A 26,224-nucleotide genomic window follows, 5' to 3' on the forward strand; every position below is an offset into this window, starting at 1 on the left:
AACTATTCTAAAATTGGTATTATGAAGGTAATGCTTGTCCCGAGCCCAGTGTTGCTAAAAATTTTGATTTGAGATTCTTTTCCAAAATACATTTCTAATCTTTTATTTACATTTGAAAGGCTTAAATTATTTGATCCTTTTTTAGCGAGACTTGGTCTGTTTATAAGCAAATCTTTCAAAGTATCTTTTTTTATACCGACACCGTCATCAATTATTTTTATTCTAAGATAGTTAGTATCTATTCTAGAAAAAGTAACCTTAATTGTCCCAAAGCTGTCTTTTGGAGAAATTCCATGGTAAATTGAATTTTCAACTAGCGGTTGTATAAGAAGTTTTGGTATTTTATACAAAAGAATATCTTCAGGAGCTTCTATTAAAAATTTTATAATGTTATCATATCTATAATTTTGAAGTTTTATATAACCTTGAAGATAATTAATCTCTTCGCTTATTGTAATATATTTTTTCTCAATAGACATATTAATTCGGAGCAATAAATTAAAGTTCTGAATTAAATTACGAACTTCGACATCTTCATTTTTCATAGCTATATATGAAATTGTATTTAATGTGTTATGAATAAAATGTGGATTCATTTGTGATTGTAAAAGATCTAGTTTAGATTGAACTACAGCTACTTCTAAAGCTTTCTTTTCTTCTTCTTCAATATAAACTTTATCAATTAAATTTTTTATATCATAGACCATTTTATTGAACCCATTTATTAGAGTTTCTATTTCATCGTTAGTCTTAAATTCGATTTTTTCCGGCCACTCTCCTTTTTCAAAACATGCCATAGACTCTGCTATTTTATGTATAGGATAAGAAAGCTTTGTAGATAAATATAAACTAAATACAATAACAATAAATATGAATATCAAACCTATTAAAATTACTGATTTAATTAAATCATTCAAGCTTCCAAATATAGTTTTTGAAGGCATAATTCCTACAATTGTCCAATCAGGATAGGAATCAATTTTTCTTCTGAAAATTGAATACATACTTTTGTTAATCTCTATAGCATTATTGTCTTCCATAATAGATTTATCAAATTCAATATCACCTAGTTGATAGATTACATTTCCTTTACTATCATAGATATAAGTTGTTTCAAAAGTATCCATGCATATATTTTTGATATTATTGAAAAAAGTATTTATTTTCAAATTAATAATAAGGTACCCTAACCCGCTATAGTCACTTTTATTATAAAAACGAAGATAATAAGTTATTCTGTTTTTATCCTCTAGATTATCAGAAGCAATGGGGAAACTTGACGGCTTTGAAAATTTATTAGAATAATTTTTTACTATAAAATCATGGAATTCATCATCATTGTTAATTATTGATTTGAAATTTTCTGATGAATATACTGGATCGAGGATGTTCATGTTTTCGTCAATTGCAATTATTGAAGTAATGCTATTATAGTCTGATGAGTAATGGGTAAGATACTTTGATATTGCTTTAGTCCTTATCGTATCTTCTTCGAGATCTGATGGTTTATTTAATAGTAAATTTTCAATATAAGAATTATTTCTTAATGGGTTTATATAAGATAGAATTTCTGAAATATTGGAATCAATTTGTTTTATTACAAGGTCCATTTTTTGCGAAATTATATGTGTTGACTGACTAATTATCTGATTAGAAAAGACTTTTATAATAGTAAAGCTAATTACAACTACAAGGAAAATAATAATTGAGGAAAAATATATAATTAGTTTATGTTTAAAAGATTTCGGTTTTAGCATAATGATTACCTCTCATAAGTTTATTTTTAGCTAGTATAATAAATTTAAAAATCCTCTTATCTAAAAATAAAACAAAAAAGTTATAATTTTTATAAATTAGTTAATGAACTATAAAAAAAGTTAATCTGAAACATTAATTATATTTATATAACTTTGTATAATTAAAACATAGCAAAGATAACGTTTACTAAGTTAAATGTTATCACAAATTAATAAATAATCAAATGAAATTATTAAATTTTTGGAGTGATACTAGATGAGGAGTACTTTAGAATTTAGGAATATTACTATGGAATTTCCTGGAGTAAAAGCTCTAGATAATATGAGCTTCAAAGCCTATGGTGGTGAAGTTTTAGCTTTTCTAGGGGAAAACGGAGCAGGAAAATCCACATTATTAAAAATTTTATATGGAGATTATCAACCAACAAGTGGGAAAGTATTTTTGGATGGAAAAGAAAACGAATTCAAAAATCCGAATGATGCAATAAATGCAGGTATAAGTATTATTTATCAAGAAAGACAAGTTGTGCCTTATTTATCTGTTGCAGAAAATATATTTATGGGAAATATGCCAGAAAAAAATGGAATGATAGATTTCAAAACTATGAATAAAAATGCACAAAAGGTTATAGAAGAGTTTAAACTACCTTTTAAAGCAACTGATAAAGTGAGAGATTTAAGTGTAGCATATCAGCAGATGGTTGAAATTATGAAGGCATATTCAAGAGATATAAAAGTAATTGCTTTTGATGAGCCTACTGCTAGTTTATCTGATGCAGAGATTAATAGTTTATTTGATATCATTGAAAAGTTAAAAAAGAGAAATGTTGTTGTATTATATGTATCTCATAGGTTGAAAGAAATTTTTCAAATTACTGAAAGAGTAGTGGTTTTTAAAGACGGTAAATTTGTAGATTTACTAAATACAAAAGAAACTAATGACAAAGAATTAGTAAAGTTAATGGTAGGAAGAAATTTAGGAGATATCTTTGACAACCTTGATAGAAATAAAAAATTTGGTGAAGATATACTTAAGCTTCATAAAGTAAATAATGATTATATAAAAGATATATCATTTAATCTTAGAAAAGGAGAAGTTCTAGGACTGGCAGGGCTTGTAGGAGCAGGAAGAACTGAAGTTGTAAGAACAATATTTGGTGCAGATAAAATAGAATCTGGAAATATTTATTTGGATGGGAAAGAGATAAAATTAAGATCACCAAAAGATGCCATAGAATTAGGAATAGCTCTTTGTCCAGAGGATCGAAAGGAAGAAGGAATAGCACCTGTAAGAAGTGTAAAAGATAATACAACTATGGCTATACTTCCTAAAATATGTAAAGGACTATTTGTAGACTTTTCAAAAGAAAAGGAAATAACTCGAAAGAGTATTGATGATTTGAGTATTAAAACTCCTTCTATGAACAAAGCTATAAAAGAATTAAGTGGAGGGAATCAGCAGAAGGTTATCTTAGGAAGATGGCTTGCAATTAATCCAAAGGTACTGATTTTGGATGAACCAACAAAAGGTATTGATGTAGGAGCAAAAGCCGAATTTTATAGAATAATTTGTGAAGTTGCTAAAAAAGGTATTGGTGTTATTGTTATTTCTTCAGAACTCCCAGAAATAATTGGTATATGTGATAGGATACTTGTTATGAAGAATGGAAGGATTACTGGTGAAATAAGTAGTGAAGAAGCAACAGAAGAAATAATTCTAGAATATGCTATGATACATGATAATAAAAAGAAAATTGCAAATTAGATTAAGGAGGTTTTATCAATGGAATCTTTAAAAATAGAAAAAACTGATAAAAAATCAATGTCATATATAAAAAAAATTCTTAATTCAGATAAGATTGGACTTATAATAGCTTTAGTAATTATGATAGCAATATTTGCTTCGTTATCACCACATTATTTTACTCCAGGAAATTTTATGAATATTCTTATAGCTGCTTCACTAACAGGTTTAGTTGCAGTTGGAGAATCATTTTTGATAATATCAACTTATATTGATTTATCACCTGGTTCTGTTGCTGCATTTTCAGGAGTATTATGTTCTGTACTTCTTTCAACAGGATTAGGAACTGTGCCTGTAATTATTCTTGTCATAATAGCAGGATTATGTATAGGAGCATTCAATGCATTTTTCGTAAATGAACTTAAGATTGAGCCTTTTATAGCAAGTTTAGCTGCTATGTCGATTTTTAGAGGGCTTGCATATATAATTTGTGATGGAAAGCCTGTGTTTATAACTAATTCAACCTTTTTAAAAATTGGTGTTGGAAGAATTTTAGGGATCCCTATACCGGTAATAATACTTTTATTAACTTTCATAGTTTTTGGTATCATACTTTCAAAGACAAAACTTGGAAGACATACTTATATCATTGGTGGGAATAAAAATGCAGCAAGATTAGCAGGCATTAACCCTAAAAAAGTAGCGCTTAAACTTTATATGATTATGGGAGCTTTGTCAGCAATTGGTGGAATTATTTTAGCCTCTAGAATGACATCTGGCCAACCTTCTGCATTTGTTGGTTTAGAATTTGACGGTATTACTGCAGCTGTATTAGGTGGTATGGCATTTAGTGGCGGTGTAGGAACTATGTTTGGTACAGTTCTTGGAGTTCTGATTTTACAAGGGTTTAATAATGGCTTATTGTTGTTGAATGTTCCATCATTTTGGCAATATGTTGCCAGAGGTTTATTGCTACTAGCGGCATTATCTTTCGATTATTTTAGAAGTAAAAAGAGAGCTAAAGCTTAAGAATTGAGTGCAAATATATAATAAAATTTATATATATAATTTTAAGGGGGTATTAAGGTATGAAAAAAATTATTGGTTTAGTAATGAGTTGTGTTTTAATAGCAGGATTATTTGTGGGTTGTACATCAAATAATTCTACAAACAAATCAAAATCTAGTAATACTGCAGAAGAATCAAGTAAGGATAAAGGCGATGACAAAATTGTTATAGCAGCTATTTATAAAGCATTAGATCAAGTTTGGTTTCAAGATGAAGGTGCTGCTGCAGAAAAAGCTGCAAAGGCATTGGGGGCAGATGAAGTTTTATTAATTGATGCAAAAATGAATCCAGACACATATCTTACTGCACTAGATAATGTAATAACTCAACAAGTAGATGGAATTTTAGTATGTCCACCAGACCAAAAATTAAGTGCTGCAACAATTCAGAAATGTGAAGCAGCAGATATACCTGTAATTGCATGTGACGATGCTCTTCAAGACGAGAATGGAAATTTCTTAGCACCGTTTGTAGGAATAGATGCAAAACAAATTGGTAGAGATATGGCAGCATGGCTTTCCGATTATGTTGAAGCTGAAGGAAAGATCAAAGATATGAAAACAACAGGATTGTTGTTAATGACAGTTGATACAGTATCAAGTTGTTTACCAAGAACAGAAGGTCAATTAGAAGTTTGGAAAGAGAAGCAACCAGATTTTTTAGAAGAAAATATTTTCAGAGCAGACTATAATGGTGAAACTGCAAAAGGATTTGATGCAGCTGCAGCAGTTCTAACATCTCATCCTGAAATTAAAACTTGGTTAGTAATGGGAGTTAATGATGAAGGTTGTGCAGGAGCTACTAGAGCTTTAGAACAACAAAATTTAGATAAAGATGCAGTTGTAGTAGGATTAGGTGGATACTTAGCAAAAGGTGAATTTGATAAAGATTATTCTTGTTTTGTATCATCAGCATTTATTGATGCCAATGATATAGGTACAACTTCTGCTACTGAATTAATGGAAAATATTTTAAATGATAAAGAAATACCAATGGATTATAGAATTAAAGCTAAAATGGTAACAGCTGATAACTATAAAGATATAATGGGTGATGCAGCAAATTAAAGTTTTCCCCTGAATTGTTATTTATTAAAGCCACTTATTATAGAGTGGCTTTAATTATAGCTTAAGGCAGGCAAATTAAGATTTGATGGAGGTAGAAAAATGAATTCAAGAGAAAGGTTTATGAAAGTAATTAATGGGGAGATGCCTGATAGGGTACCAGTAACTTTATTTATACAAGATCAAGGACATTTTATTAATCAAATGTACCCTGAAGTTGATCCATTAGATTACTATACATTGCTGTTGAAGGTTATTGAATTTCAAAAGCAATTAGGTGTAGACATTTTTGTAAGGATGTTATTTGATATAACAGACCCATTGAACATAATGCTAGGTGGATTAAATGTTAAAGATCAAACTGAAGATTGGCAAGTGCATACGGAGAATATCGTTAATGGAAGTACAACAGTACAAAGATCAACAATTAAAACACCTGATGGAATTTTGACTCAAGATTTTTCTATTAACGAAGAAAGAAAAGGTACGTTAATGTATGCGTGCACAAAACATCCTATTGAGAGCGAAGAAGATTTGGATATTGCAATTAAATATGAACCTAAAATGACATTAGAAAATAAAGCAATGATCAAAAAAAATATTAAAAGAATCAAAGATGTCCTAGGAAACGATGGTATATTAGGTACATGGACACCTGGTGGTGTATTTAATAATGTATCTACTCTTATTAATCACGAAGATTTATATTGTTTATTCTTAACTGATTATGAGTATTATGAAAAACTTATGAATTTTGGATTAAACCGTATAACTGATTATGCTTTGGCTATGGAAGAAGGCGGTGCTGACGTACTATTATTTGGTGGTAATGTTGCAGGGGGATTTCTTGGAAGTGAATTTTATGATAAATATATAATGCCTTTTGAAAAAAAATATGTTGATACTATTCAGAAAAATGGCACTCCAGCAATGTTGCACAATTGCGGAGAAATAATGAATCTTGTTGAATCCTATAAAAAATTAGGAGTTAGGATGGTGGAACCATTCTCACCTTCTCCACTAGGTGATGCAGATTTAGCAAAGGCTAAAGAAATTGTAAATGGAGAGTATATAATTACTGGTGGAATTGATCAAGTAAATGTATTGCAAAAAGGTAGTGTTGATTTAGTAAAAGAAGTAACGGAAAGAACTATGAAAATTGGTAAACCAGGAGGTGGATTTATACTACAATCTGCTGATTTCTTAGAATATGGTACACCTTTAGAAAATTTAGAAGCTTATGTAAAAACTGCAATGGAAAATGCTTGGTATTAGTTTACTTAATATAATCTATGAAGTAATAAAAAAGGGTAATTATTGAAGTACTAATAATTTACCCTTTCTTTATATCCCTATAGGCGCTAGGGGACATCCCCATAACTTTTTTGAAAATTCTAGAAAAATAATATGGATCATTATATCCTAATTTGTTTGATATTTCTGAAATGCTGTTTTTAGATAAATCTAAATGGTTGCATGCATGCTGAATTTTTAGCCTTATAAAAAAATCAATAGGAGTATGTCCGGTATTTTCTTTAAATATATATGTTAAATGACTTTTGGATAAATTAATATGTTTTGCAAGTATTTCCAAAGTTAAAAGTTTCGATATATTATCTTTCATAAACTCTAAAGTTTCATTGATGTATTTTGTGTTTTTATCAAGATAAGATTCCTCCTCTAAGGATAAGAAAAAAATACTTGATAAAAAATGACTGAAAATTTGGCTGGTATAAATAATATTATTTAAGGTATAACCTCTGTCTAAAGTTAAAATCATTGTATTAAATAAGTTAAATAAAATTGGAAATTTAGATATAGGGACAGGAAAAGTTGAGATAGTATTACTATATTCCTGTGGGAAATAATGAATTACATTTTCTCCATGAAAATGAATCCAATAAATGTCCCATGGATTTTCTGTGCTAGAACCATATACATGAGGAATTCCTTTTGGAATAAATAATATATTATTTTCAGTAATTATTAGTTTTTTTCCATCAATTTCAACAAAACCCATTCCTTTAACACAATAAATTAGGATATATTGATTACTTCCATTCTTTCTTTCTATATAGTGATATTGTGCATTTGGATAAAAACCTATATCAGTAATAAATAAGTTCTTAACCAAAGGGTGAATGGAGGTTTTACTTACTAAATATCTTGGTAACACTATTATTTTCTCGTTTTTAAAGCCTTCTATTTTTTTTATATTATCCATATTTAAATTATATAATATTACTATTATATTTTCAATAGAATAGTAATATAGTCCATTTTTGTAAAGATAAATTGCATGGTAAGATGGTGCGAAAAAGTATATATTTTAATTAAGAAGAAAAAACAATTTAGTTAAGTAAGAATGTAAAATTCACTATTGAAATTAATATTATTGAGAAAATAGAAAACATAAAAAGGGAGTGTGGCAAAGTGTATAAAGATTTTGGAGTGAAAATATGGGAAGAAATAGTTGAAATACCTACTTATTGTGTTGGAGAGCCTGATAAGAATCCAATGTTTCTTGAAAAAAGAGTTTATCAAGGAAGTTCAGGAAAGGTATATCCCCTTCCTTGTACTGACAAAATAAGCGATGAAAAAGTGAATAAAAAATATAATATGGTATATCTTGAAAATAAATATTTAAAAATTGATATCCTACCAGAAATAGGAGGAAGAATACAGAGAGCTTATGATAAGACAAATGATTATGATTTTGTATACTATAACAAAGTGATTAAACCTGCGTTAGTTGGTTTAGCAGGTCCTTGGATTTCAGGTGGAATTGAGTTTAACTGGCCACAGCACCATAGACCAAGTACCTTTTCACCAGTTGAATATTCTCTTGAAGAAAATACTGATGGTAGCAAAACTGTTTTTGTAAGTGAAATTGATAGAATGTATGGTACAAAAGCAACTGTAGGATTTACATTATATCCGGACAAAGCATATTTAGAAATTAAGGCTCAATTGTACAATGGAACAGAAGTGCCACAAACTTTCTTATGGTGGGCAAATCCAGCTGTTGCTGTAAGCGATTATACAAAATCAATTTTTCCTCCAGATGTGCATGCTGTTTTTGATCATGGAAAAAGAGATGTTTCTAAATTTCCAATAGCTACAGGTGAGTATTATAAGATGGATTATTCTTCAGGGGTAGATATTTCTAGATATAAGAATATACCAGTACCTACATCATATATGGCTTATCATTCTGATTACAATTTTGTTGGAGGTTATGACTTTTCAAAGGAAGCAGGAATACTACATGTAGCAGATCATCATGTTTCACCAGGTAAAAAGCAATGGACCTGGGGATGTGGCGATTTTGGGCAAGCATGGGATAGAAATCTAACTGATGAAGATGGTCCTTATATTGAATTAATGACTGGAGTTTTCACAGATAATCAACCAGACTTTACTTGGTTACAACCTTACGAAATGAAGAAGTTTACACAATACTTTATGCCATATAAGGCTGTTGGAGAAGTTAAAAATGCATCCATAGATGCTGCAATAAATATTGATATTGCAGGGGATACTGCAACTATTTATGTTTATACAACTTCTGAAATGGAAGGATTATATGTAAAGCTAAAAAAATTCGAAGAAGAAATTTTTAATGAAAAAATTAATATTTCTCCTGAAAAGGCTTATGTAAAAGAAGTTAAAATAGATGAAAATATAGATTCCTCTGAGTATGAATTAGAATTAATAGATAGTAATGGTAAAATGTTATTATCATACAAAGAAGATAAAAAAGAGTTACTAAAAACACCTGAAGCGGCAAAACCTGTAAAAGAACCTGAAGATTGCAAGAATAACGAGGAATTATTTTTAACAGGGTTGCATATTGAGCAATATAGGCATGCAACTTATGAACCAGATCCATATTATCTTGAAGGTTTGAAAAGAGATCTAAATGATATAAGAATAAACAATGCTTATGGAGTTTTATTATACAGAAGAGGACTTTTAGAAGACAGTGAAAAGCATTTTAGAAGAGCAATAAAATCAATAACTAGAAGAAATCCTAATCCGTATGATGGTGAACCTTATTATAACTTAGGATTAACATTGAAGTTGCAAGGAAGATTAGAAGAAGCATATGATGCATTTTATAAATCAGTTTGGAATAATGCATGGCAACATAGTGGATATTATTCATTAGCGCAAATTTCATGTGAAAAGGGAGAATTTAATGAAGCACTTGAGCATGCAGAAAATTCTATAATAAGAAATTACCATAGTACAAAAGTAAGAAATTTAAAAACTTCATTATTACGTAAAATGGGAAGATTGCAAGAGGCTGAGAATTTTGCATATGAAACTATAAAAATTGATAAACTAGATTTTGCTTCAAGAAATGAATTGTATTACTTGTATAAAGCAAATGGAGAAAATGAAAAGGTAAAGAGTGTTAAAAAAGAATTAATTAGAATACTACGAAACTCAAATCATAATTATTTAGAACTTTCTTTACAATATGCTTCAGCAGGACTTTATGATGAAGCGATTGATGTATTACAGTTATACTGTGATATTACAGAAAAAGATATTTACCCAATGGTATATTACTATATGGCATATTTCTATGATAAAAAATCAAATAAAGAAAAAGCACTAAAATACTTTAAGATTGCACAAAATGCTAATCCAGATTATTGTTTCCCAAATAGATTGTATTCTATGATTGTATTAGAGAAAGCTATAGAAATGAATCCGGATGATGCAAAAGCAAGATATTATCTTGGAAATTTACTATATGATAAAAAACAACACTTAAAAGCAATTGAACTTTGGGAAGAATCAGTGGAATTGGATTCTACTTTCCCTACAGTTATAAGAAACTTAGCTTTAGCACAATTTAATAAATTTAACAAAAGAGATAGTGCTAGAGAATTACTAGAGAAAGCATATAATTTAAATAAAAATGATGCAAGGGTATTATTTGAACTAGATCAGCTGTATAAGAAAATAGGAATGGAACATAGCAAAAGACTTGATTTTCTTAAAGAAAACATTAATGTTGTTGGCCAAAGAGATGATTTATATATAGAGTATATTACTTTATACAATAATCTTGGACAGCATGAAACTGGTCTAAAATTATTAATGGAGAGAAAATTCCATCCATGGGAAGGTGGAGAAGGTAAGGTTATTTCACAATATTTATTAAGTCTTATAAGCCTTGCTAAAAAAGCTATCTCAGAAAATAAATTAGAGGAAGCTATTGAATATTTGGAAAGAGCAAAAGTATATCCACATAATTTAGGAGAAGGAAAACTTGCAGGTGTACAAGAAAATAATATTGATTACTATTTAGGATGTGCATATGAAGAATTAAAAGAAAAATCAAAAGCTAAGGAGTACTTTTTTAAGGCTAGTGTAGGTCTAGAAGAGCCAACAGATATGATGTACTATAATGATCAGCCTGCTGATAGTATCTTCTACCAAGGGTTAGCACTGGAAAAGTTAGGAAGAGAAACTGAAGCAAGAGGTAGATTTAATAAACTTTATGATTATGGTGAGAAGCATATATTTGACAAGGTTAAAATTGATTATTTTGCAGTATCATTACCTGACTTCTTAGTATTTAATGAAGATTTAAATAGGAAGAATAAAGTTCACTGTAAATATCTTATGGGGTTAGGCTGTTTAGGACTTGGAAATATAGAAAAAGCGGAAAAAGAATTAAAAGCTGCAAGAAAACTTGATTTGAACCATCAGGGAATTTTAGTACATTTAAATTTATTGTAAAGGAAATAACTTAAGAAGAAGGCTATGCTATAAGTTTTCATTTATAGCGTAGCCTTCTAACAAAGAATCAACATTTATATATAAAATCTAAAAAGGAGAATTGAAATATGATAAAAGAGATAAAGTTTAAAGGATGTAGTGGTATTTTATTAGAAAATGAAAATTTGAAAGCGATAGTATTACCTTTTTTAGGAGGTAAAATAGCATCTCTATATCATAAGAAAAAAGAGTTTGAACTATTATTTCAAAATAAAGATAATAGTTATAAAAAACCAGAAATTTATTCTGATTTTAGCAAATTTGATGCAGCTGGATTCGATGATGCTTTTCCATCTATCAATATAGGACAAGTTAATTATTCTGGTAGCTTAATAAATTATCCTGATCATGGTGAAATATGGAGTGCAGAATTCAACTGTGTAATTGAAAATGAAATCGTAATTTTAAATTATAAAAGTGTTATTTTGCCATACATATATCAAAAAATAATATCTTTAAAAGATGATAGATTAATTATAAAATATACTATTCTTAATAATGGGAAAGAAACTATACCTTGTTTTTGGACTATGCACTGTCTTATTAATTGTGAAAAAGATATGGAAATTATATTCCCAGAAGGAACTAACGAGATTGAAAATGCCATGGATAGTAATAATCTTGGGGCAGAAGGAAGTATACACCCATATCCAGTTGTTAAAACAGACAAAGGAACTGAATTCTACCTTAATAAAGTGATAGAGACTGAAAGCAAAAATTGTGAAAAGTTCTATGTAAAAGGTAAAGTAAGAGGGAATAGTTGTGGTGCATATTATCCTAGCAAAAATATAACTTATAAAGTTGAATATGATAAAGAAATACTACCATACTTAGGTTTTTGGGTGACAGAAGGAGGGTTCAGAGGAGACTATAATTGCGCTCTTGAACCATCTAACGGATATTATGACAGTATTGAAATTGCTAAGAAAAACAATGCATTTTATTCTCTTAAACCAAATGAACCCTTGGAGTTTGAAATCAAAGTACAATTAAAATAATTCAACAGCTTGTAAATGAAAATAGGAAAAGATAAAATAAACTTATTGGTTTATAAATGATTAGAAGGAGGGAATGTTCATGAGTACTACAGATTTACTTTGTGAATTTTTAAAGAATACAAATATTTCTTCTCTTTTATGGCGTTACTATATTAATGAGTTTATGCCTGGCTGGAGTATGCAAGATTATCATAATCATGAAGCTTATGAAATTATTTATTGTACCTGCGGTGAAGGTTTTATAAAGTTAAAAGACGATTTAGTTAAAATAAATAAGAATGATTGTATTGTGATTTTTTCTAATAAATCTCATAAATTCTATGTTGAAGAAAATAATAAGTGTACTTTATTGAATATTCATTTCAATATTAATAAAAGGGAAACAATACTTTTTAATACTGATACATTAAATAAAAAGGTATATGCTAAATTCAATAACAATAGTGAAATAAAGTATATTATGAATGAGATTGTTAGAGAGATGGATAACAAAAAAGATAATTATGATGTGTTAGTTAAGATGTATTTTTTTCAATTATTTATTTTTTTATCTAGAATTTTTGATGAGAAAAGAATTAAAGAAAAGAAAGTTTCAAATACATATGTAGATAATGCTTTGGAATTTATCCATGAAAATTATAATATGAAATTATCACCTAAAATAATATCAAAGGCAGTTCATATTAGTTCAGATTATTTGTTACATATTTTTAAAGAACATACAGGACAATCCGTTATGGAATACATAACTATAAAAAGGATTGATAAAAGTAAAGAATTATTACAAAATACTTCTAAAACAATATCAACAATTGCTCATGATTTAGGGTTTTCAAATTCACAATATTTTAGTACACTTTTTAAAAAATATATAGAAATGACTCCAAATCAATTTCGTAAAATTAGTAAATTATCAAATAACAGTGATTCAAACATTTTCAAGTAAAGGTAAACAGTAAATTAAAAGAAAATGCCTCCTTATTTATCTATAATTAAGTTATAGATAAATAAGGAGGTTATTTAAATGGCATTAACAAATAGAGAAAATGTTTTAAAAGCACTTAGAAGAGATAATCCAGAGAGTGTTCCTTTTGAATTTGTATTAACATCAACTTATAAGAAAACCTTTGCAGAAAAAACAGGTAAAAAAGATTATGAAGAGTATTTTGGTTTTCCAATCCGGTATATAAAACTAAATCCTACTAACAAGAGAGTTGATTATTCAGTCTATTATGATGATTTGCCAGAAAATGCGACTCCTTTAGAATGGAATCCAGAATGGGGAGTTATGGGGGTACAAGGTTCTATTGCTCACTTTCAAGAAATGCTGCACCCAATGACTAATTTTGAAACAGTAGAGGAGATATATAAATACCCTTTCCCAGATTTTAATGAAGATTATCGTTGGGAAGGTGTACCTGAACAAGTTGAGTCCCTTATTAAAAATGATTTGGTTGCAGTAGCTTTTATGCAAATGACTATATTTGAGGTTTCATGGTATTTAAGAGGAATGGACAATTTCATGATGGACATGATTATAAATAAAGAATTTGCTGAAGCATTGTTGGATAAAATAGTTGAAATACGTGTAGATATGGCTCAAAGATATGCTAATGCTAATGTGGATATTTTGATGCTTGGGGATGATGTTTCTACTCAACTAGATATGATGATAAGTCCAGAAATTTGGAGAGAAATGATAAAACCAAGACTTGCTAAAGTTATAAAGGCAGCAAAAGATATTAAACCGGATATATTAGTATTTTATCATGGAGACGGAAACTTACAAAAGATTATACCAGATTTAATTCAAGTAGGAGTAGATATTCTGAATCCTGTTCAACCAGAGTGTATGGATCCAGTAGAAATAAAGAAATTATACGGTGATAAATTATCATTTTGGGGGACTTTAGGAACACAAACTACAATGCCTTTTGGAACGCCAGAAGAGGTTAAAAAAGAATGTAAAAGACTTATAGAGAATGTAGGTAAAGGTGGAGGGTTATTATTAGCACCAACTCATGTTATTGAACCTGAAGTTCCATTCGAAAATTTAGAAGCATATATTTATGCAGTAAAAGAATTTGGGAAATATTAAAATGTCGTGGTAAAACTTACCCACGTTTTAGTTGTAAGGTATAAGTTGTAAGTTTTAAGTTTTGGATACTTATCACTTACAACTTACAACTATAATTTGTTTATCATGCTTGCCAAATATCCTGCACCAAATCCATTATCAATATTCACGACACTAACTCCACTTGAACAACTATTAAGCATAGCGAGTAATGCAGACAATCCTCCAAAATTAGCTCCATATCCAATACTAGTTGGAATTGCGATTACAGGTTTATCAACTAATCCACCAACTACACTGGCAAGAGCACCTTCCATACCTGCTGCTACCACTACAACTTTTGCACCTCTTATAAGCTCTAATCTATCAAATAATCTATGAATTCCAGCTACACCTACATCTGAAATAACTTCTACTCTATTTCCTAAAATTTCAGCGGTTACAGCGGCTTCTTCAGCTACAGGCAAATCAGAAGTGCCGGCAGTTACAACAGTGATATATGTATCAGGTTTTTCTATTTCTCTTTTCTTAACAACAATTGTTCTGGAAAGTTCATTATAAACAGCTTCATCGCATATTTCTTTAACAGCAAGATACATTTCCTTGCTTGCTCGTGTTCCTAAAATATTAGTATTTTTAGTAAGCATAAATTCTACTATTTTTTTTACTTGTTCTACTGTTTTACCTTCACAATAGATAACTTCAGGATAACCTACTCTTAATTCTCTATGATTATCAATTTTTGCAAAGCCAAGATCTTTAAAAGGCAGATCTTCAAGACTATTTACTGCATCATCTATATCTAAGGTTCCGTTCTTAACTTCTCTGAGTAAAGTTTTTAAATCATTTGAATTCATAAGAATACCTCCATTATTTTTTATTCAAATCTGATATCGTTTCATTTAAACTTCCAACTCTATATCCTTGTAAATCCATTGTTACATATTTAAAACCAAAATCTTTTAATTTAGAAGATATTTTGTCTAAAAGTTTTTCATCAAATAGATCGGCTCTTTTGTTTCTATTTACCTCTATTCTAGCTAAATCACCATGAGAGCGAACTCTAACCTCTCTAAAACCTAAAGACATCATATATGTTTCTGATTTTTCAATTCTATCTAGCTCACCGGTTTTTATTTCACTACCATAGGGAAGTCTAGATAGAAGACAAGCGTAAGCTGGTTTATCCCATGTTGGAAGATTTAATTCTTTTGAAAACTTTCTAATATCTGCTTTTGTAAACTCATTTTCTAGTAAAGGACTCTTTATTTCTAATTCTCGTAAGGCCTTTATTCCTGGTCTATAGTCTTTTGTATCATCCATATTTGTGCCATCTAAAACAAATTTATAACCATTTTCTTTAGCGTAATTTTTTATGGTCGAAAAAATACCTTTTTTGCATATATAGCATCTATCTTCAGGATTGAACTGAATTGCTTTATCTAAGTCCACTTGGACAAATTCATGTTTTATATTCATATCTTTAATAAGTTCTTTAGCCTCTGCTATTTCCCATTTTGGTATAAATGGGGATACTATTGTCAAAGCAACTGCATTTTGTCCTAAGGCCTCTTCGCATGCTTTTAATAAAAATGTACTATCTACTCCACCTGAAAAAGCAACAACAACACTTTCTAATTTTTTTAAATAATTTATAAGATTATCATATTTTCTTTTCATTGTACTCTCCTTACTTAGATAGACTATTTAACTAAATATCTATTATTTCAAAAAAATAACCACGAAAGTTAAACTATCAACCTTCGTGGTTTATTACTAATGTAAAAACAAGACTTTCTTAGTCTCATAAAAGTATTGTAATACAATATCATAGATGTGTAAAGTAATCTTTTAATATTCCTTCGTTTATATTGAGTTAAACTGATTTATTTATAATGTAAAGGTTTTATGTTAATATTATTTATATAGATAAACAACTTCAACTATACATTTATAATAATTATGAATTACATACTTTGTATTATAATTTAAGAGGAGGATTACAAAATGAAAGAACAATTAAAAATTCTTGCTATCAATCCTGGATCTACATCTACTAAAATTGCTGTATACAGTGAAAAAACAGTATTGTTTGTAGAAACTATTAATCATTCTGAAAAAGAACTTAATAATTTCGAGACTGTTCAAGAACAATTCTTAATGAGAAAAGACGCTGTTTTGAAAGTTTTGGAAGATAATAATTTTAATATAAAGGATTTAGCAGCTATAGTTGGAAGAGGAGGAATTTTACCTCCAGTTAAATCAGGAGCATATGTTGTAAATGACCTTATGGTGGATAGATTGAAAAATAGACCACTAGTAGAACATGCATCAAATTTAGGCGCAATTATTGCTTATGAAATTTCGAATAATCTTGGAATTCCATCGTATATATATGATTCAGTTGCTGTGGACGAAATGGAAGATATAGCCAGAATATCAGGAATGCCTGAAATTGAAAGAATTAGTTTATCTCATGCCTTGAATATGAGAGCAGTAGCAATAAAGACAGCAGAAAAAATAGGGAAACTTTATACGAAAAGTAATTTTATTGTGGCACATTTAGGTGGGGGAATCTCTATTAGTGTTCATGAAAGAGGTAAGATGGTTGATATAGTTAGTGATGATGAAGGACCATTTTCTCCAGAAAGAGCTGGAAGAGTACCATGTAGAAAACTTATTGAACTCTGTTATTCAGGAAAGTATGACAAAAGAACTATGCAGAAAAAACTAAGAGGAAATGGTGGAATAAAGTCATATCTTGGAACTCATAGCACTCTTGAAGTTGAAGAAAAAATTAATGCTGGAGATGATAAAGCTGTGCTAATTTATGAAGCTATGGCTTATCAAGTGTCTAAAGGAATTGGGGAACTTGCTACAGTAGTAAATGGTATGGTTGACAGAATAATAATAACGGGAGGTATTGCTCATTCACAAATGATGACAGAATGGATAAAAAGCAGAGTAGAATTTATAGCGCCAGTTGAGATAATGGCTGGAGAAAATGAATTAGAATCTTTAGCTTTGGGAACACTGAGAGTTCTTAATGGGGAAGAAGAGGCGAGGGAATACATTGAACAATAAAAAAATATATAGATATATGATTATAATTTTATTTTTAGGTATTTTAACATTTTTGGCTATTAATACAATGGTAATATATAAAGCTAATAAATATATATTGAATAAAGAATCTCATTTTCCGAAAGTAGAGGCTTTATTAGTTCCTGGTGCTTATGTATATCCTGATGGCAGGCCGTCAGATATACTAAAAGATAGACTTGATACTGCTTTAGAGGTCTTGGAGCAGGATAAAAATATGAAAATACTTGTAACAGGTGATCATGGTACTGTCAATTATGATGAAGTTAATGCTATGAGAAAATATTTAGAAAAAAATGGTGTTGATACTTCAAACATATTTATGGATCATGCAGGGTTTAGCACTTATGAAAGTATTTATAGGGCGAAGGAAATATTTCAGGTAGAGAGCGCAATATTAGTGACTCAAAGTTTTCATTTGAAAAGAGCAGTATATAATGCAAGAAAAATTGGTATAAATGCTTATGGGATTGAGGCTGACAAGCATATTTACGTAGATATTTTTAAATATCAAATAAGAGAGAGTTTAGCTAGATGTAAGGATTTTCTTTTAGTAAATTATCTAAAAACAAAGCCTAAATTTTTAGGAGAGAAAATACCTATTAGCAGCAGTGATGGGGTATTAACTCACGATAAAAAATAATATAGTCCATCTTAGTAGTCAGAAAAAGCATATATAGCGTAAAAGTCATCGTAACAAGCTATAGAAATTCTTATTTATTTTCGTAATACATGCGTTAAGAAAAATTATTGTTTGAGCTTGCGAGTTATAATTTTTTAGCAGGTATTTAAGAAAATGAATTAGAATTTATTAGCAAAGTGCAGTGACTTTCTAGCTATATATGTCTTTATTTATTTAGAGCATTATATTTTGAATATTACCATTCATCCAAGCTTCAATATTTTCAAAAACAATTCTAGCTCTTCTAAACATTGATTCATCAGTCGCAAATGCTACATGTGGAGCCAAAAGAGCATTTTTTGCATTAAGTAATGGATGATTTTCTGGAATTGGAGGTTCCGTTTCAAAAACATCTATTCCTGCACCGGCGATTTTATTTTCGTTTAATGCATCTGCAAGAGCTTTATTGTCAACAACAGCACCTCTTGCAACGTTTATTAATATTGATGAAGGTTTCATAAGAGCAATCATTTCTTTATTTATTAATAATTTAGTATCAGGTGTTAGAGGAGTATGTAGTGATACTATATCACTTTCTTTCATTAGTTCTTGGAGAGGAACATACTTTATTCCTAATTCTTTAGCTTCTTCTTTTTCAGTTCTACTATATCCAAGTAAATTACATCCAAAAACTTTTGCAATTTCTGCAACTCTTAAACCAATAGAACCAGTACCTACTATACCTACTGTTTTTCCATATAATTCATTACCAACAAGACCAACTCTTGTTTTACTTTCACGTGTAGCTATATCGCAGGCATTAAGATTTCTTAAAACTGATAGAGTAAGACCAAGAGATAATTCTGCAACAGAGTGAGCACAATAACCAGCAGCATTACTTATTCTAACACCTTTAGCTTTGCAAGCGTCTATATCTACGTGATCAATTCCCACAAAGGCTACAGAAATTAATTTTAAGTTTTCAGCAGCATTTATTACATCTGCATGGAGTGGAGAATTTGCGATTATAAAAACATCTGCACCTTTAGCTAATTTTATTTTCTCTTCTTTTGTTTCGATTTTTTTGTAACATGGTACAAACTCATGGCCTTTTTCGATAAAAGAATTTGCTAAAGATTCAATATCACTTTTACTAACGCCAAGAGGCTCAAGCATAACTATACGCATTAATAAACACTCCTTTTTCTTATAAGTTTAAGTAAGGTTTATTTCTAGCATATCATTTATAGATTAAAAGTCAACCTGAAATAAAATGCGAATCACTTTTCTTACCAATTTATAAAAAGTGTGAAATTTAATCCACACTTTTTATGAAATACTAACCTTATTTTAAGCCTTTCAGTCTTTCATTTAAAAAAATTATTCTATCTCTATTATTAATTGTTATTTGTCATTTCGTTTTCAGCTTGAGATTTTGTTTGAGATAATTCTAAATTATCAAAGCTTGATAAATCTATGCTGGAATTTTCATTAATATAATAAGTAAATTCAACATTATCACTTTCTACTGTTAAAGGCAATTCATTACTCATATTTAAAGGTGCTATAAATATTTTATTAGGATTCTCATTAGTTACAATATAATAGTAGGTAGTGTCGTCGATAATCGATGATCCAATTCTTTTTATAGTACCGCTTTCTCTTGTTTCTTCACTACTGTTTTGAAGCCCTTGCCAATCTCCATGATTTTTAAGTTTCTTTATATAATTTGATTTTGTTTTGCTTAATGACTCGCCTACTCCTACTAAACTATAATCTTTTACATTGACCATAGCATAAAGCTTAACTAAGCCTTTTTTATCTTTCAAAGTCATAAAATAAGTAGCTTCTCCATCCACATTAATAAGAATTGGGAAAGTAGCAGAGTATTCTAAATTTTGTACTTGTCCTTCTGCTGATTCCATAGCAGCAATTTCATGGGAACCAGAAACTTTATAAAGATTTGTTTCCTTTGTTTTGGTGTCAACAAGCATAAAACCAATTGTTGCTTCATCAGCTCCTGCAGAGGTCATACCTGTATAATAAAAACATTTACCATCATTATATACAATATTGTATCCATCTGTAGTTTGTACTTCATCTTTTTTCGATGGATTCCACCAGCCATGCACATATTTACCCCAATAATCTAATTGTTTCATAACAAAGTTAGCAGGGATTACTCTATCTACCCAATCAGGAATACTTTCCAAATCATAATCTTCAATAGCACCTGTTTCAGCATCTACAATAATAACTCCTTGAGCTTTTGATCCAGTAAATCCAAAAGTATTTTGGTATTTTGTTATAACCCAAAAAGGTTTCATTTCATCATTAAGTTCAAAAGAAAAATCAGTTAAGCCAATATTCTTATAACCTGACATGTAAACATGACGAGCTAAATCATCTCCAAGAAATGCATTAGGTTGATATTTTATTTTAATTTTCTTACCATCAACTTCTTGGACTAGTTCAATATCTTGTTGATTAGTAGCGCTTATCATAATATAACCAGGAGTTCCAGCTTTATTTCCATTCCATTTAAAAAATCCGGAATGCATTAAGGGAGCTACCCAATACAACTTGCCATTAACATTTTGTTGAGTAAATTCTCCTAATGTTACTTGACTACCTAAGGCCACTTGTTCACCAAGTTTTTTATCTCCTAAGTTTTGAGCTAATGATTGATCAACTACAGGAATTTGCGTCAAATCAATAGGGGAGATTTCTGTGGAAAAATCTTTTTCTTGGATTTCTCCTATCATCGTTCTCTTTTTAGAGCTATTTACTATCCCTGTTGATGTTACAATGTTAAATAGAAATAACACCAATACAATTGATGGGAGTATAAGATATGCTATTGATTTTTTTGACAAATAACCTAGAGCTATTGATAATGGAATAGTTAATATAAATAAGAAAATAACTGTACCTAAATAACTTAAAGATAATACTGGTAAAAACATATACCAACCAATCAAAGTAAGTATTATACAAATGAATAAAACAATTAATAATAATGAATTTTTATTTTTCTTCAATTTAAAACCACCTTTTTTATTTGAGAGTTGATAGTTGGCAGGTCACAGTCGACAGCTAGTGTAATTTAAGCACTGTCAACCGTAAACCATTACTTTTACCATCTCCCTTCATTTAAGAAAATGTTTTATATTAATTCAGGGGATTGAATTAACTAATTTAGTGAAAACTTGTGTGATTAACTTAATAAATATATATTTAAATAACGATTACAGTTAAATAAAAAACATAAAAAAGCAATTAGAATCATATTAAGAGTTAATTAATACTGTATTTAATGTATGAATTAATTATATAACAAGGTTAAACAAACTTCAAAGTCTATACTAGCTTGAGAAATGTTAAAAATGTAATATATATAGGAATATTGAAGATTATATTAATAATTCTCAATATTGCTTTTAGTTACTCTATATATCTAGTAATCTTGATTATAATTATGGTGAAAAGTTTACTAAAATTGTTTTTAAGGCATAAGCGTATGGATATTTACCAATAATAAACATATGAACTTTTTAGATAATTAATTTTTGCTAAAAATAAGATTAGTTTACAATATGCTGAAAATACAATAAAATTGAAAGAAGTGATTTTATGATGAATGATATGGAGGATATTATGAATTGTAATACTTTGGTGAATATTGTTGATGATTTTAATTACCATAATATAGTTGCATCTTTACAGTTAAAACCTAATGAAGTAGTTTTTATTTATACTAACACATTACATCAAAAAGAAATTTTGAATAATTTACAGGAGTTTTATTCTGATAAATTACCACAGACAAAATTTATTTCAATGGAAATTAATGATATTGATATGGTTTCTTATGAAAAATTAATTAAGGAATGTGATAATAAAAACACAATAGTAAATATTTCAGGAGGTAGTAAACTTCAAAGTCTATACCTTTATAAAGTTGCTGAAAAGAATGGATTTAAGTCTGTTGTTATTCATGAAGAAAAAGATGAAATGCTACTAATTGAACAGAATGAAGTTAAGACTATGGAAAATAATCTTCAAGACTTATTGGTTTTTGATTATATTGAGAGTAGCGGTGGTAGGATACTTAATGATGAATCAAATTTGGTAAATGATAAAGGCATTGAAAAAATAACAAATTATATTTTAGGACATTATGATGATTGGAAAATTTTAAAGAAAGTTTTCATAAATCCAAATATTGTGAAACATTGTGAAGGAAATCCTTATCTTATAAATATATTATTAACTCAAACAAAAGATTTTCAAATGAAGGTGCTTACAAATTTTATAGATAATATGTGTTCACAAAAAATAGCTAATAAAGTGAATAGTAATAATAAAATAATAACATTGAAATTTACCTCAAAAGATGTTAAAAACTTTTTATTCAAAACAGGATCATGGTTAGAAGTGTTAACTCATGAAATAGTAGAGGGTATAGCGAACATAAATGATGTGAAAAGTGGAGTAGTTTTTTTATGGGATGATGATAATCTTCACGTAAAGAATGAAATTGATGTATTAGCTACTTCCGGTAAAAAACTAATTTATATTTCATGTAAGGATACATCTCATTATGATGAAGATACTCTTAATGAACTACATGTATACAGTGAAAAAATTGGTGGAGAGTTTGTACAAAAGATATTAGTAACAACCTCTGAACCTACGAAACGAAGTACATTTTCTAGAGCTGAAGAAATGAGAATAAAAATAGTGATTTTTAAAGGGAATGTTGAAGAATTCAAGAAAAAATTAGAAAAAATTATTAAAAATTGATATAATCTTCATATACATGTAGATAAACAAATTCAACGATTAATTAATTTTAAGTGATGTTTATCTATCAGTTGACAGGTTACAATTGACAGTATCAAGTTTAGGAAAACTTTCGCAAGAGCAAGCGAACAGAGACTTATTAATGGATTTTTTTAAGAAAATCAACATTAACTGACACCTGTAAACTGAAAACTGTGAACTGAATATATGGGGGTATATAAATGAAAAAAATAGCAGTGCTAGGAGCAGTTCTAGAAAATCCAAAAGAAAGTAGTAGTAGATTTAATGAAATTGTTGCAAATTTCAAAGGAATAGTTAAAGGAAGAATGGGAATACCGTTTGAAGACGAAGATATGTCTATTATTTCAATTATTGTAACAGGGACTTTAGATGAAATAAATAGCCTTACCGGAAAACTTGGAAATATTGATGGTGTTACAGTTAAAACATCTATATCAAAAAAAGAAGTAAAATAAAATTTTTGGATTTAGTTTTATATAAAACACCCTACATTATTAAAGATAATGTGGGGTGTTTTTGTTATATGACAATTTTTTTAGAGTGTACATAAAAAACAATTTACAAAAAATGTATTTACTAATTTATTCCAATGTAATATAATGGAATAAATTGGATTTTAATTTATTTTGTATTAACTGGAGGAGGAGAAAGTGATGTCAAGTGGAAATTCAAATGGGAAAACAAAAGTTGTAAGTGGCTTTACAGTACAAGTTATTGATGATGGCTATGCTGATACTAAATCAAAATCAGAAAACTCAAATATGTTCATAACACCTTCATATGTAACTGCTTGGAGGCAATTTTATGATAAAGATAGTGATTTAACTCAATTACCAAAAAGTAATTTAAGTAGAATTGAAGCGAGAGTAAATGCAACAAAGTTTTTAGTTGGTGAATGTGCAGTTAAACAAGATAGAGCACTTCAATGGAACGGAGCATTGGACAAGCATAATGATACTTCTTTTGATGTATTATTAAAAACCCATTTGAATTTAATGGCCACAAAACCAATGAGTAGGGTTAAACTTGTGATGGGATTGCCTGTAAAAGCATGTTTGGATAAAGAAAGAATGGATAAAATGAAGGCCAAAGTTGTTAGACAGCATGAAATTGGAGTAAAACTTTACGGTATGAAAGATTTTGAAAATAAAATAATAAAAGTTGATGATTTGATTATAAAAGCCCAACCCCACGGAACTTTATGTGATCTTATTTTAGATAATAAAGGAGAAATTACAAATAAAGAATTGGCAAGAAAAGTCAATGCTATATCAGATATTGGCGGTAAGACTCATAATTTATATTTAGTTGATACCTTAGAACCCCTCTCAGATTTTTGTGATACAAAAAACAGCGGGATGTATACTGCTTATATGTGGATCAAAGATTACATCGAACAGGAATTACATTTAAGTGTAGCTGATGGACAAATTCAATATATTGTTGCAGCAGGTCAGATAAAAGGATACGATCTAACTCCAATTATTAAAAAAGCATATTCTACATTAGCAAAGAGAATAATTTTGGAGATACAAACTGTATGGGCAGATGCATTTCCCTTTATAGATAATCTTATTTTTACAGGAGGAGGTTCAGCTGCGTTGAGACCTTATCTTGAAGAAGAATTTCAAAAAGCTACTTATCTAAGTAGAACTCAGAATCCATCGGGTTTATTTAAACAAGGTATTAGGAGATGGAAGCGCTCAATTTGATAAATATAGATAGGAGGTAAATCATGCAAATATCCCTTTACATAGGTACTAGAAAAAAGAAAGATAGGATTGTTAACCAAGAGCTTTCTAAGTTTATTGAAGGTGATAGAAGTGCAAGAATAAAAGACTTAATCTTAAAAGGATTGATATTTGAAGGTAACGAAGATATTGATGAAAAATTATTAGATGTTAGGTATATGATGGGTTTAAATGTAGAAGTTAAAACGGTTAAAAATAATAATTTAACCCACAAGCCTATAAAACAGGAAAAGACTAACTTGAGAAATAAAAATACTATAAAAGAAACAGAAAATATTATACCAGACTTTAAAAAAATAAGGATAAAAAACTCTGATGTATTGGATGATTTAGAATTAGAGGATAGAATATAAATCAAAAAGGCAGGTTAATCAAACCTGCCTTACCCTATAAGGATTTAAGAGCTTAAAGTCATCTTAACTCCGACTAATATAAATCATTACATATCTAAATACAATCTTTCAACTGTAAGAAAACATTACACAACTCATAAAAATCTTTGCTCGACCAAAAAAAATCCCTTAGAAACATGGTATTATCTTTCGACAACAGCACATCTCTAGCATTAAATTTTAATATTCAAAGTTAAAGAACTTCAAACACGTTATAAACTCAAGCCTGCGGAACTAAAGTTGATCTTCGCTCAACTATTATGCATCTTTTTTAATAGTATAAACATCGGTAGACACTTATACAACTATACAAAACACATAATAATCTTCCCGCCGACTCAGTCAAAACCATACCAACGATCCTGAAAAAATCTTAGGTCGAATAATACACAACCATATTTGATCACGTATTACTCTTAACTCAACAACTTTAAACCCTTTTCAGTAATTATGATACCCATTTTATAATAAAATAAACATGGTAAAATAAGGAATCGTAATAGAAATATAATTCGAAAAAAACTGGCATTTTATTTCAGTGCACAATGTACAGTTGGCAGGTGACAGTAAAGGGCACCTTTTACTGAGTAAAAGCTTTTAATTTAAAGTTCTTTCTTTTGTGTTAGCAAAAGTACCTTATTTAGACTTTATTTATGTAAAGAAGAATAATTCAAATTTTGGAGTTGATCTAGGTAACAGTGGTATAAAAGATGAAGTATTAAATTTTGGTTTGAAAGGTAAAGATATATCTATAGGAGGAAGAATTATTTCTGTGGCTGATACATTTGATGCTGTCACATCTGATAGAGTCTATAGAAAAGGAATGTCAAAAGATAAGGCTACAGAGATACTACTTGAAGAATCTGGTGAACAATTTAATCCTGAAGTGATTAATGCATTTATGAATATTGTGGATAGTATAAAGATTAAAGAATAAAAGTACGAAATGTTTTTTCGTGCTTTTTTCGATTTACTTATTAAAGATTTTATTTTATAATGTGGTTAAACCACATTGTCATTTAT

21 protein-coding genes are annotated in these 26,224 nt (G+C 29.1%); 15 read left to right on the forward strand and 6 right to left on the reverse strand.

What is annotated here, in order from left to right; genetic code table 11:
- Positions 1 to 2: 2 nt before the first annotated feature.
- Positions 3 to 1,757 (reverse strand): sensor histidine kinase, encoded by a 1,755-nt coding sequence (locus tag ACQ3F0_RS22510; RefSeq protein ID WP_428867979.1) that lies wholly within the window; start codon positions 1,755 to 1,757, stop codon positions 3 to 5.
- A 256-nt stretch (positions 1,758 to 2,013) separates the two neighbouring features.
- Between ACQ3F0_RS22510 and ACQ3F0_RS22515 the strand changes: the two genes are divergently transcribed.
- The 4 genes from ACQ3F0_RS22515 to ACQ3F0_RS22530 all read left to right on the forward strand — a co-directional run bounded on the left by ACQ3F0_RS22515 (position 2,014) and on the right by ACQ3F0_RS22530 (position 6,908).
- Positions 2,014 to 3,522: a sugar ABC transporter ATP-binding protein gene (locus tag ACQ3F0_RS22515; RefSeq protein ID WP_428867981.1), complete on the forward strand. Its 1,509-nt coding sequence runs from the start codon at positions 2,014 to 2,016 to the stop codon at positions 3,520 to 3,522.
- A gap of 18 nt (positions 3,523 to 3,540) precedes the next feature.
- The gene (locus tag ACQ3F0_RS22520; RefSeq protein WP_428867982.1) at positions 3,541 to 4,530 is read left to right on the forward strand and encodes an ABC transporter permease; all 990 of its coding nucleotides are present in this window, start codon (positions 3,541 to 3,543) and stop codon (positions 4,528 to 4,530) included.
- A gap of 59 nt (positions 4,531 to 4,589) precedes the next feature.
- Positions 4,590 to 5,636: a substrate-binding domain-containing protein gene (locus ACQ3F0_RS22525; RefSeq protein WP_428867984.1), complete on the forward strand. Its 1,047-nt coding sequence runs from the start codon at positions 4,590 to 4,592 to the stop codon at positions 5,634 to 5,636.
- 99 nt (positions 5,637 to 5,735) lie between these two features.
- A complete protein-coding gene (locus ACQ3F0_RS22530) occupies positions 5,736 to 6,908 on the forward strand; it encodes a uroporphyrinogen decarboxylase family protein (protein WP_428867986.1) in 1,173 nt (390 codons plus the stop codon).
- Between the two features lie 58 nt (positions 6,909 to 6,966).
- On the opposite strand, the gene ACQ3F0_RS22535 is transcribed toward ACQ3F0_RS22530, so the two are convergent.
- Positions 6,967 to 7,809 carry an AraC family transcriptional regulator gene (locus ACQ3F0_RS22535; RefSeq protein WP_428867987.1) on the reverse strand — a complete coding sequence of 281 codons (843 nt, stop codon included), beginning with the start codon at positions 7,807 to 7,809 and terminating at the stop codon, positions 6,967 to 6,969.
- Between the two features lie 257 nt (positions 7,810 to 8,066).
- Here ACQ3F0_RS22535 and ACQ3F0_RS22540 point away from each other — a divergent pair, with 257 nt between their 5' ends.
- The 4 genes from ACQ3F0_RS22540 to ACQ3F0_RS22555 all read left to right on the forward strand — a co-directional run bounded on the left by ACQ3F0_RS22540 (position 8,067) and on the right by ACQ3F0_RS22555 (position 14,528).
- Entirely contained in the window at positions 8,067 to 11,393 is a 3,327-nt protein-coding gene (locus ACQ3F0_RS22540) for a DUF5107 domain-containing protein (protein WP_428867989.1), read from the forward strand.
- Positions 11,394 to 11,500: 107 nt separating this feature from the next.
- A complete protein-coding gene (locus ACQ3F0_RS22545) occupies positions 11,501 to 12,430 on the forward strand; it encodes a DUF5107 domain-containing protein (protein WP_428867990.1) in 930 nt (309 codons plus the stop codon).
- A 79-nt stretch (positions 12,431 to 12,509) separates the two neighbouring features.
- A complete protein-coding gene (locus tag ACQ3F0_RS22550; RefSeq protein WP_428867992.1) occupies positions 12,510 to 13,376 on the forward strand; it encodes a helix-turn-helix domain-containing protein in 867 nt (288 codons plus the stop codon).
- Positions 13,377 to 13,454: 78 nt separating this feature from the next.
- Positions 13,455 to 14,528, forward strand: coding sequence for a uroporphyrinogen decarboxylase family protein (locus ACQ3F0_RS22555; protein WP_428867993.1), 1,074 nt, complete (start codon positions 13,455 to 13,457; stop codon positions 14,526 to 14,528).
- Positions 14,529 to 14,617: 89 nt separating this feature from the next.
- Here ACQ3F0_RS22555 and larB read toward each other — a convergent pair whose 3' ends face one another.
- Both larB and larE read right to left on the reverse strand, forming a co-directional pair.
- Positions 14,618 to 15,364, reverse strand: a complete 747-nt coding sequence (larB, locus tag ACQ3F0_RS22560; RefSeq protein ID WP_428867995.1) for a nickel pincer cofactor biosynthesis protein LarB — start codon at positions 15,362 to 15,364, stop codon at positions 14,618 to 14,620.
- 13 nt (positions 15,365 to 15,377) lie between these two features.
- Complete coding sequence (gene larE, locus ACQ3F0_RS22565; RefSeq protein ID WP_428867997.1) at positions 15,378 to 16,187, reverse strand: ATP-dependent sacrificial sulfur transferase LarE; 810 nt, start codon at positions 16,185 to 16,187, stop codon at positions 15,378 to 15,380.
- 327 nt (positions 16,188 to 16,514) lie between these two features.
- Between larE and buk the strand changes: the two genes are divergently transcribed.
- Together buk and ACQ3F0_RS22575 are read left to right on the forward strand one after the other, a co-directional pair.
- Entirely contained in the window at positions 16,515 to 17,591 is a 1,077-nt protein-coding gene (gene buk / locus ACQ3F0_RS22570; protein ID WP_428867998.1) for a butyrate kinase, read from the forward strand.
- Complete coding sequence (locus ACQ3F0_RS22575) at positions 17,581 to 18,252, forward strand: SanA/YdcF family protein (protein WP_428868000.1); 672 nt, start codon at positions 17,581 to 17,583, stop codon at positions 18,250 to 18,252. Before buk ends, ACQ3F0_RS22575 begins: the two co-directional genes overlap by 11 nt.
- A 213-nt stretch (positions 18,253 to 18,465) precedes the next feature.
- On the opposite strand, the gene ACQ3F0_RS22580 is transcribed toward ACQ3F0_RS22575, so the two are convergent.
- On the reverse strand, positions 18,466 to 19,419 hold the full coding sequence (locus ACQ3F0_RS22580; protein WP_428868001.1) for a 2-hydroxyacid dehydrogenase: 954 nt from the start codon (positions 19,417 to 19,419) through the stop codon (positions 18,466 to 18,468).
- A gap of 209 nt (positions 19,420 to 19,628) precedes the next feature.
- Complete coding sequence (locus ACQ3F0_RS22585; RefSeq protein WP_428868003.1) at positions 19,629 to 21,272, reverse strand: Yip1 family protein; 1,644 nt, start codon at positions 21,270 to 21,272, stop codon at positions 19,629 to 19,631.
- Between the two features lie 616 nt (positions 21,273 to 21,888).
- Between ACQ3F0_RS22585 and ACQ3F0_RS22590 the strand changes: the two genes are divergently transcribed.
- The 5 genes from ACQ3F0_RS22590 to ACQ3F0_RS22610 all read left to right on the forward strand — a co-directional run bounded on the left by ACQ3F0_RS22590 (position 21,889) and on the right by ACQ3F0_RS22610 (position 26,138).
- Positions 21,889 to 23,037 carry a Card1-like endonuclease domain-containing protein gene (locus tag ACQ3F0_RS22590; RefSeq protein ID WP_428868005.1) on the forward strand — a complete coding sequence of 383 codons (1,149 nt, stop codon included), beginning with the start codon at positions 21,889 to 21,891 and terminating at the stop codon, positions 23,035 to 23,037.
- Between the two features lie 221 nt (positions 23,038 to 23,258).
- A complete protein-coding gene (locus ACQ3F0_RS22595) occupies positions 23,259 to 23,513 on the forward strand; it encodes a TM1266 family iron-only hydrogenase system putative regulator (protein ID WP_428868007.1) in 255 nt (84 codons plus the stop codon).
- A 198-nt stretch (positions 23,514 to 23,711) separates the two neighbouring features.
- Positions 23,712 to 24,770 carry a ParM/StbA family protein gene (locus ACQ3F0_RS22600; protein ID WP_428868009.1) on the forward strand — a complete coding sequence of 353 codons (1,059 nt, stop codon included), beginning with the start codon at positions 23,712 to 23,714 and terminating at the stop codon, positions 24,768 to 24,770.
- Between the two features lie 23 nt (positions 24,771 to 24,793).
- Positions 24,794 to 25,162, forward strand: a complete 369-nt coding sequence (locus ACQ3F0_RS22605; RefSeq protein WP_428868011.1) for a hypothetical protein — start codon at positions 24,794 to 24,796, stop codon at positions 25,160 to 25,162.
- Positions 25,163 to 25,820: 658 nt separating this feature from the next.
- The gene (locus ACQ3F0_RS22610) at positions 25,821 to 26,138 is read left to right on the forward strand and encodes an HD-GYP domain-containing protein (RefSeq protein WP_428868012.1); all 318 of its coding nucleotides are present in this window, start codon (positions 25,821 to 25,823) and stop codon (positions 26,136 to 26,138) included.
- The last annotated feature ends 86 nt before the right edge of the window (positions 26,139 to 26,224 follow it).

Origin of the sequence: Clostridium sediminicola (assembly GCF_050402865.1) — a bacterium.
Taxonomy (GTDB): domain Bacteria; phylum Bacillota; class Clostridia; order Clostridiales; family Clostridiaceae; genus Clostridium_AF; species Clostridium_AF sediminicola.

Bases quoted from the DNA above. Each gene is read 5' to 3' on its own strand.
- ACQ3F0_RS22510 (WP_428867979.1), bottom strand. From the start codon at position 1,757: ATGCTAAAACCGAAATCTTTTAAACATAAACTAATTATATATTTTTCC.
- ACQ3F0_RS22515 (WP_428867981.1), top strand. From the start codon at position 2,014: ATGAGGAGTACTTTAGAATTTAGGAATATTACTATGGAATTTCCTGGA.
- ACQ3F0_RS22520 (WP_428867982.1), top strand. From the start codon at position 3,541: ATGGAATCTTTAAAAATAGAAAAAACTGATAAAAAATCAATGTCATAT.
- ACQ3F0_RS22525 (WP_428867984.1), top strand. From the start codon at position 4,590: ATGAAAAAAATTATTGGTTTAGTAATGAGTTGTGTTTTAATAGCAGGA.
- ACQ3F0_RS22530 (WP_428867986.1), top strand. From the start codon at position 5,736: ATGAATTCAAGAGAAAGGTTTATGAAAGTAATTAATGGGGAGATGCCT.
- ACQ3F0_RS22545 (WP_428867990.1), top strand. From the start codon at position 11,501: ATGATAAAAGAGATAAAGTTTAAAGGATGTAGTGGTATTTTATTAGAA.
- ACQ3F0_RS22550 (WP_428867992.1), top strand. From the start codon at position 12,510: ATGAGTACTACAGATTTACTTTGTGAATTTTTAAAGAATACAAATATT.
- ACQ3F0_RS22555 (WP_428867993.1), top strand. From the start codon at position 13,455: ATGGCATTAACAAATAGAGAAAATGTTTTAAAAGCACTTAGAAGAGAT.
- larB (WP_428867995.1), bottom strand. From the start codon at position 15,364: ATGAATTCAAATGATTTAAAAACTTTACTCAGAGAAGTTAAGAACGGA.
- larE (WP_428867997.1), bottom strand. From the start codon at position 16,187: ATGAAAAGAAAATATGATAATCTTATAAATTATTTAAAAAAATTAGAA.
- buk (WP_428867998.1), top strand. From the start codon at position 16,515: ATGAAAGAACAATTAAAAATTCTTGCTATCAATCCTGGATCTACATCT.
- ACQ3F0_RS22580 (WP_428868001.1), bottom strand. From the start codon at position 19,419: ATGCGTATAGTTATGCTTGAGCCTCTTGGCGTTAGTAAAAGTGATATT.
- ACQ3F0_RS22590 (WP_428868005.1), top strand. From the start codon at position 21,889: ATGAATTGTAATACTTTGGTGAATATTGTTGATGATTTTAATTACCAT.
- ACQ3F0_RS22595 (WP_428868007.1), top strand. From the start codon at position 23,259: ATGAAAAAAATAGCAGTGCTAGGAGCAGTTCTAGAAAATCCAAAAGAA.
- ACQ3F0_RS22600 (WP_428868009.1), top strand. From the start codon at position 23,712: ATGTCAAGTGGAAATTCAAATGGGAAAACAAAAGTTGTAAGTGGCTTT.
- ACQ3F0_RS22605 (WP_428868011.1), top strand. From the start codon at position 24,794: ATGCAAATATCCCTTTACATAGGTACTAGAAAAAAGAAAGATAGGATT.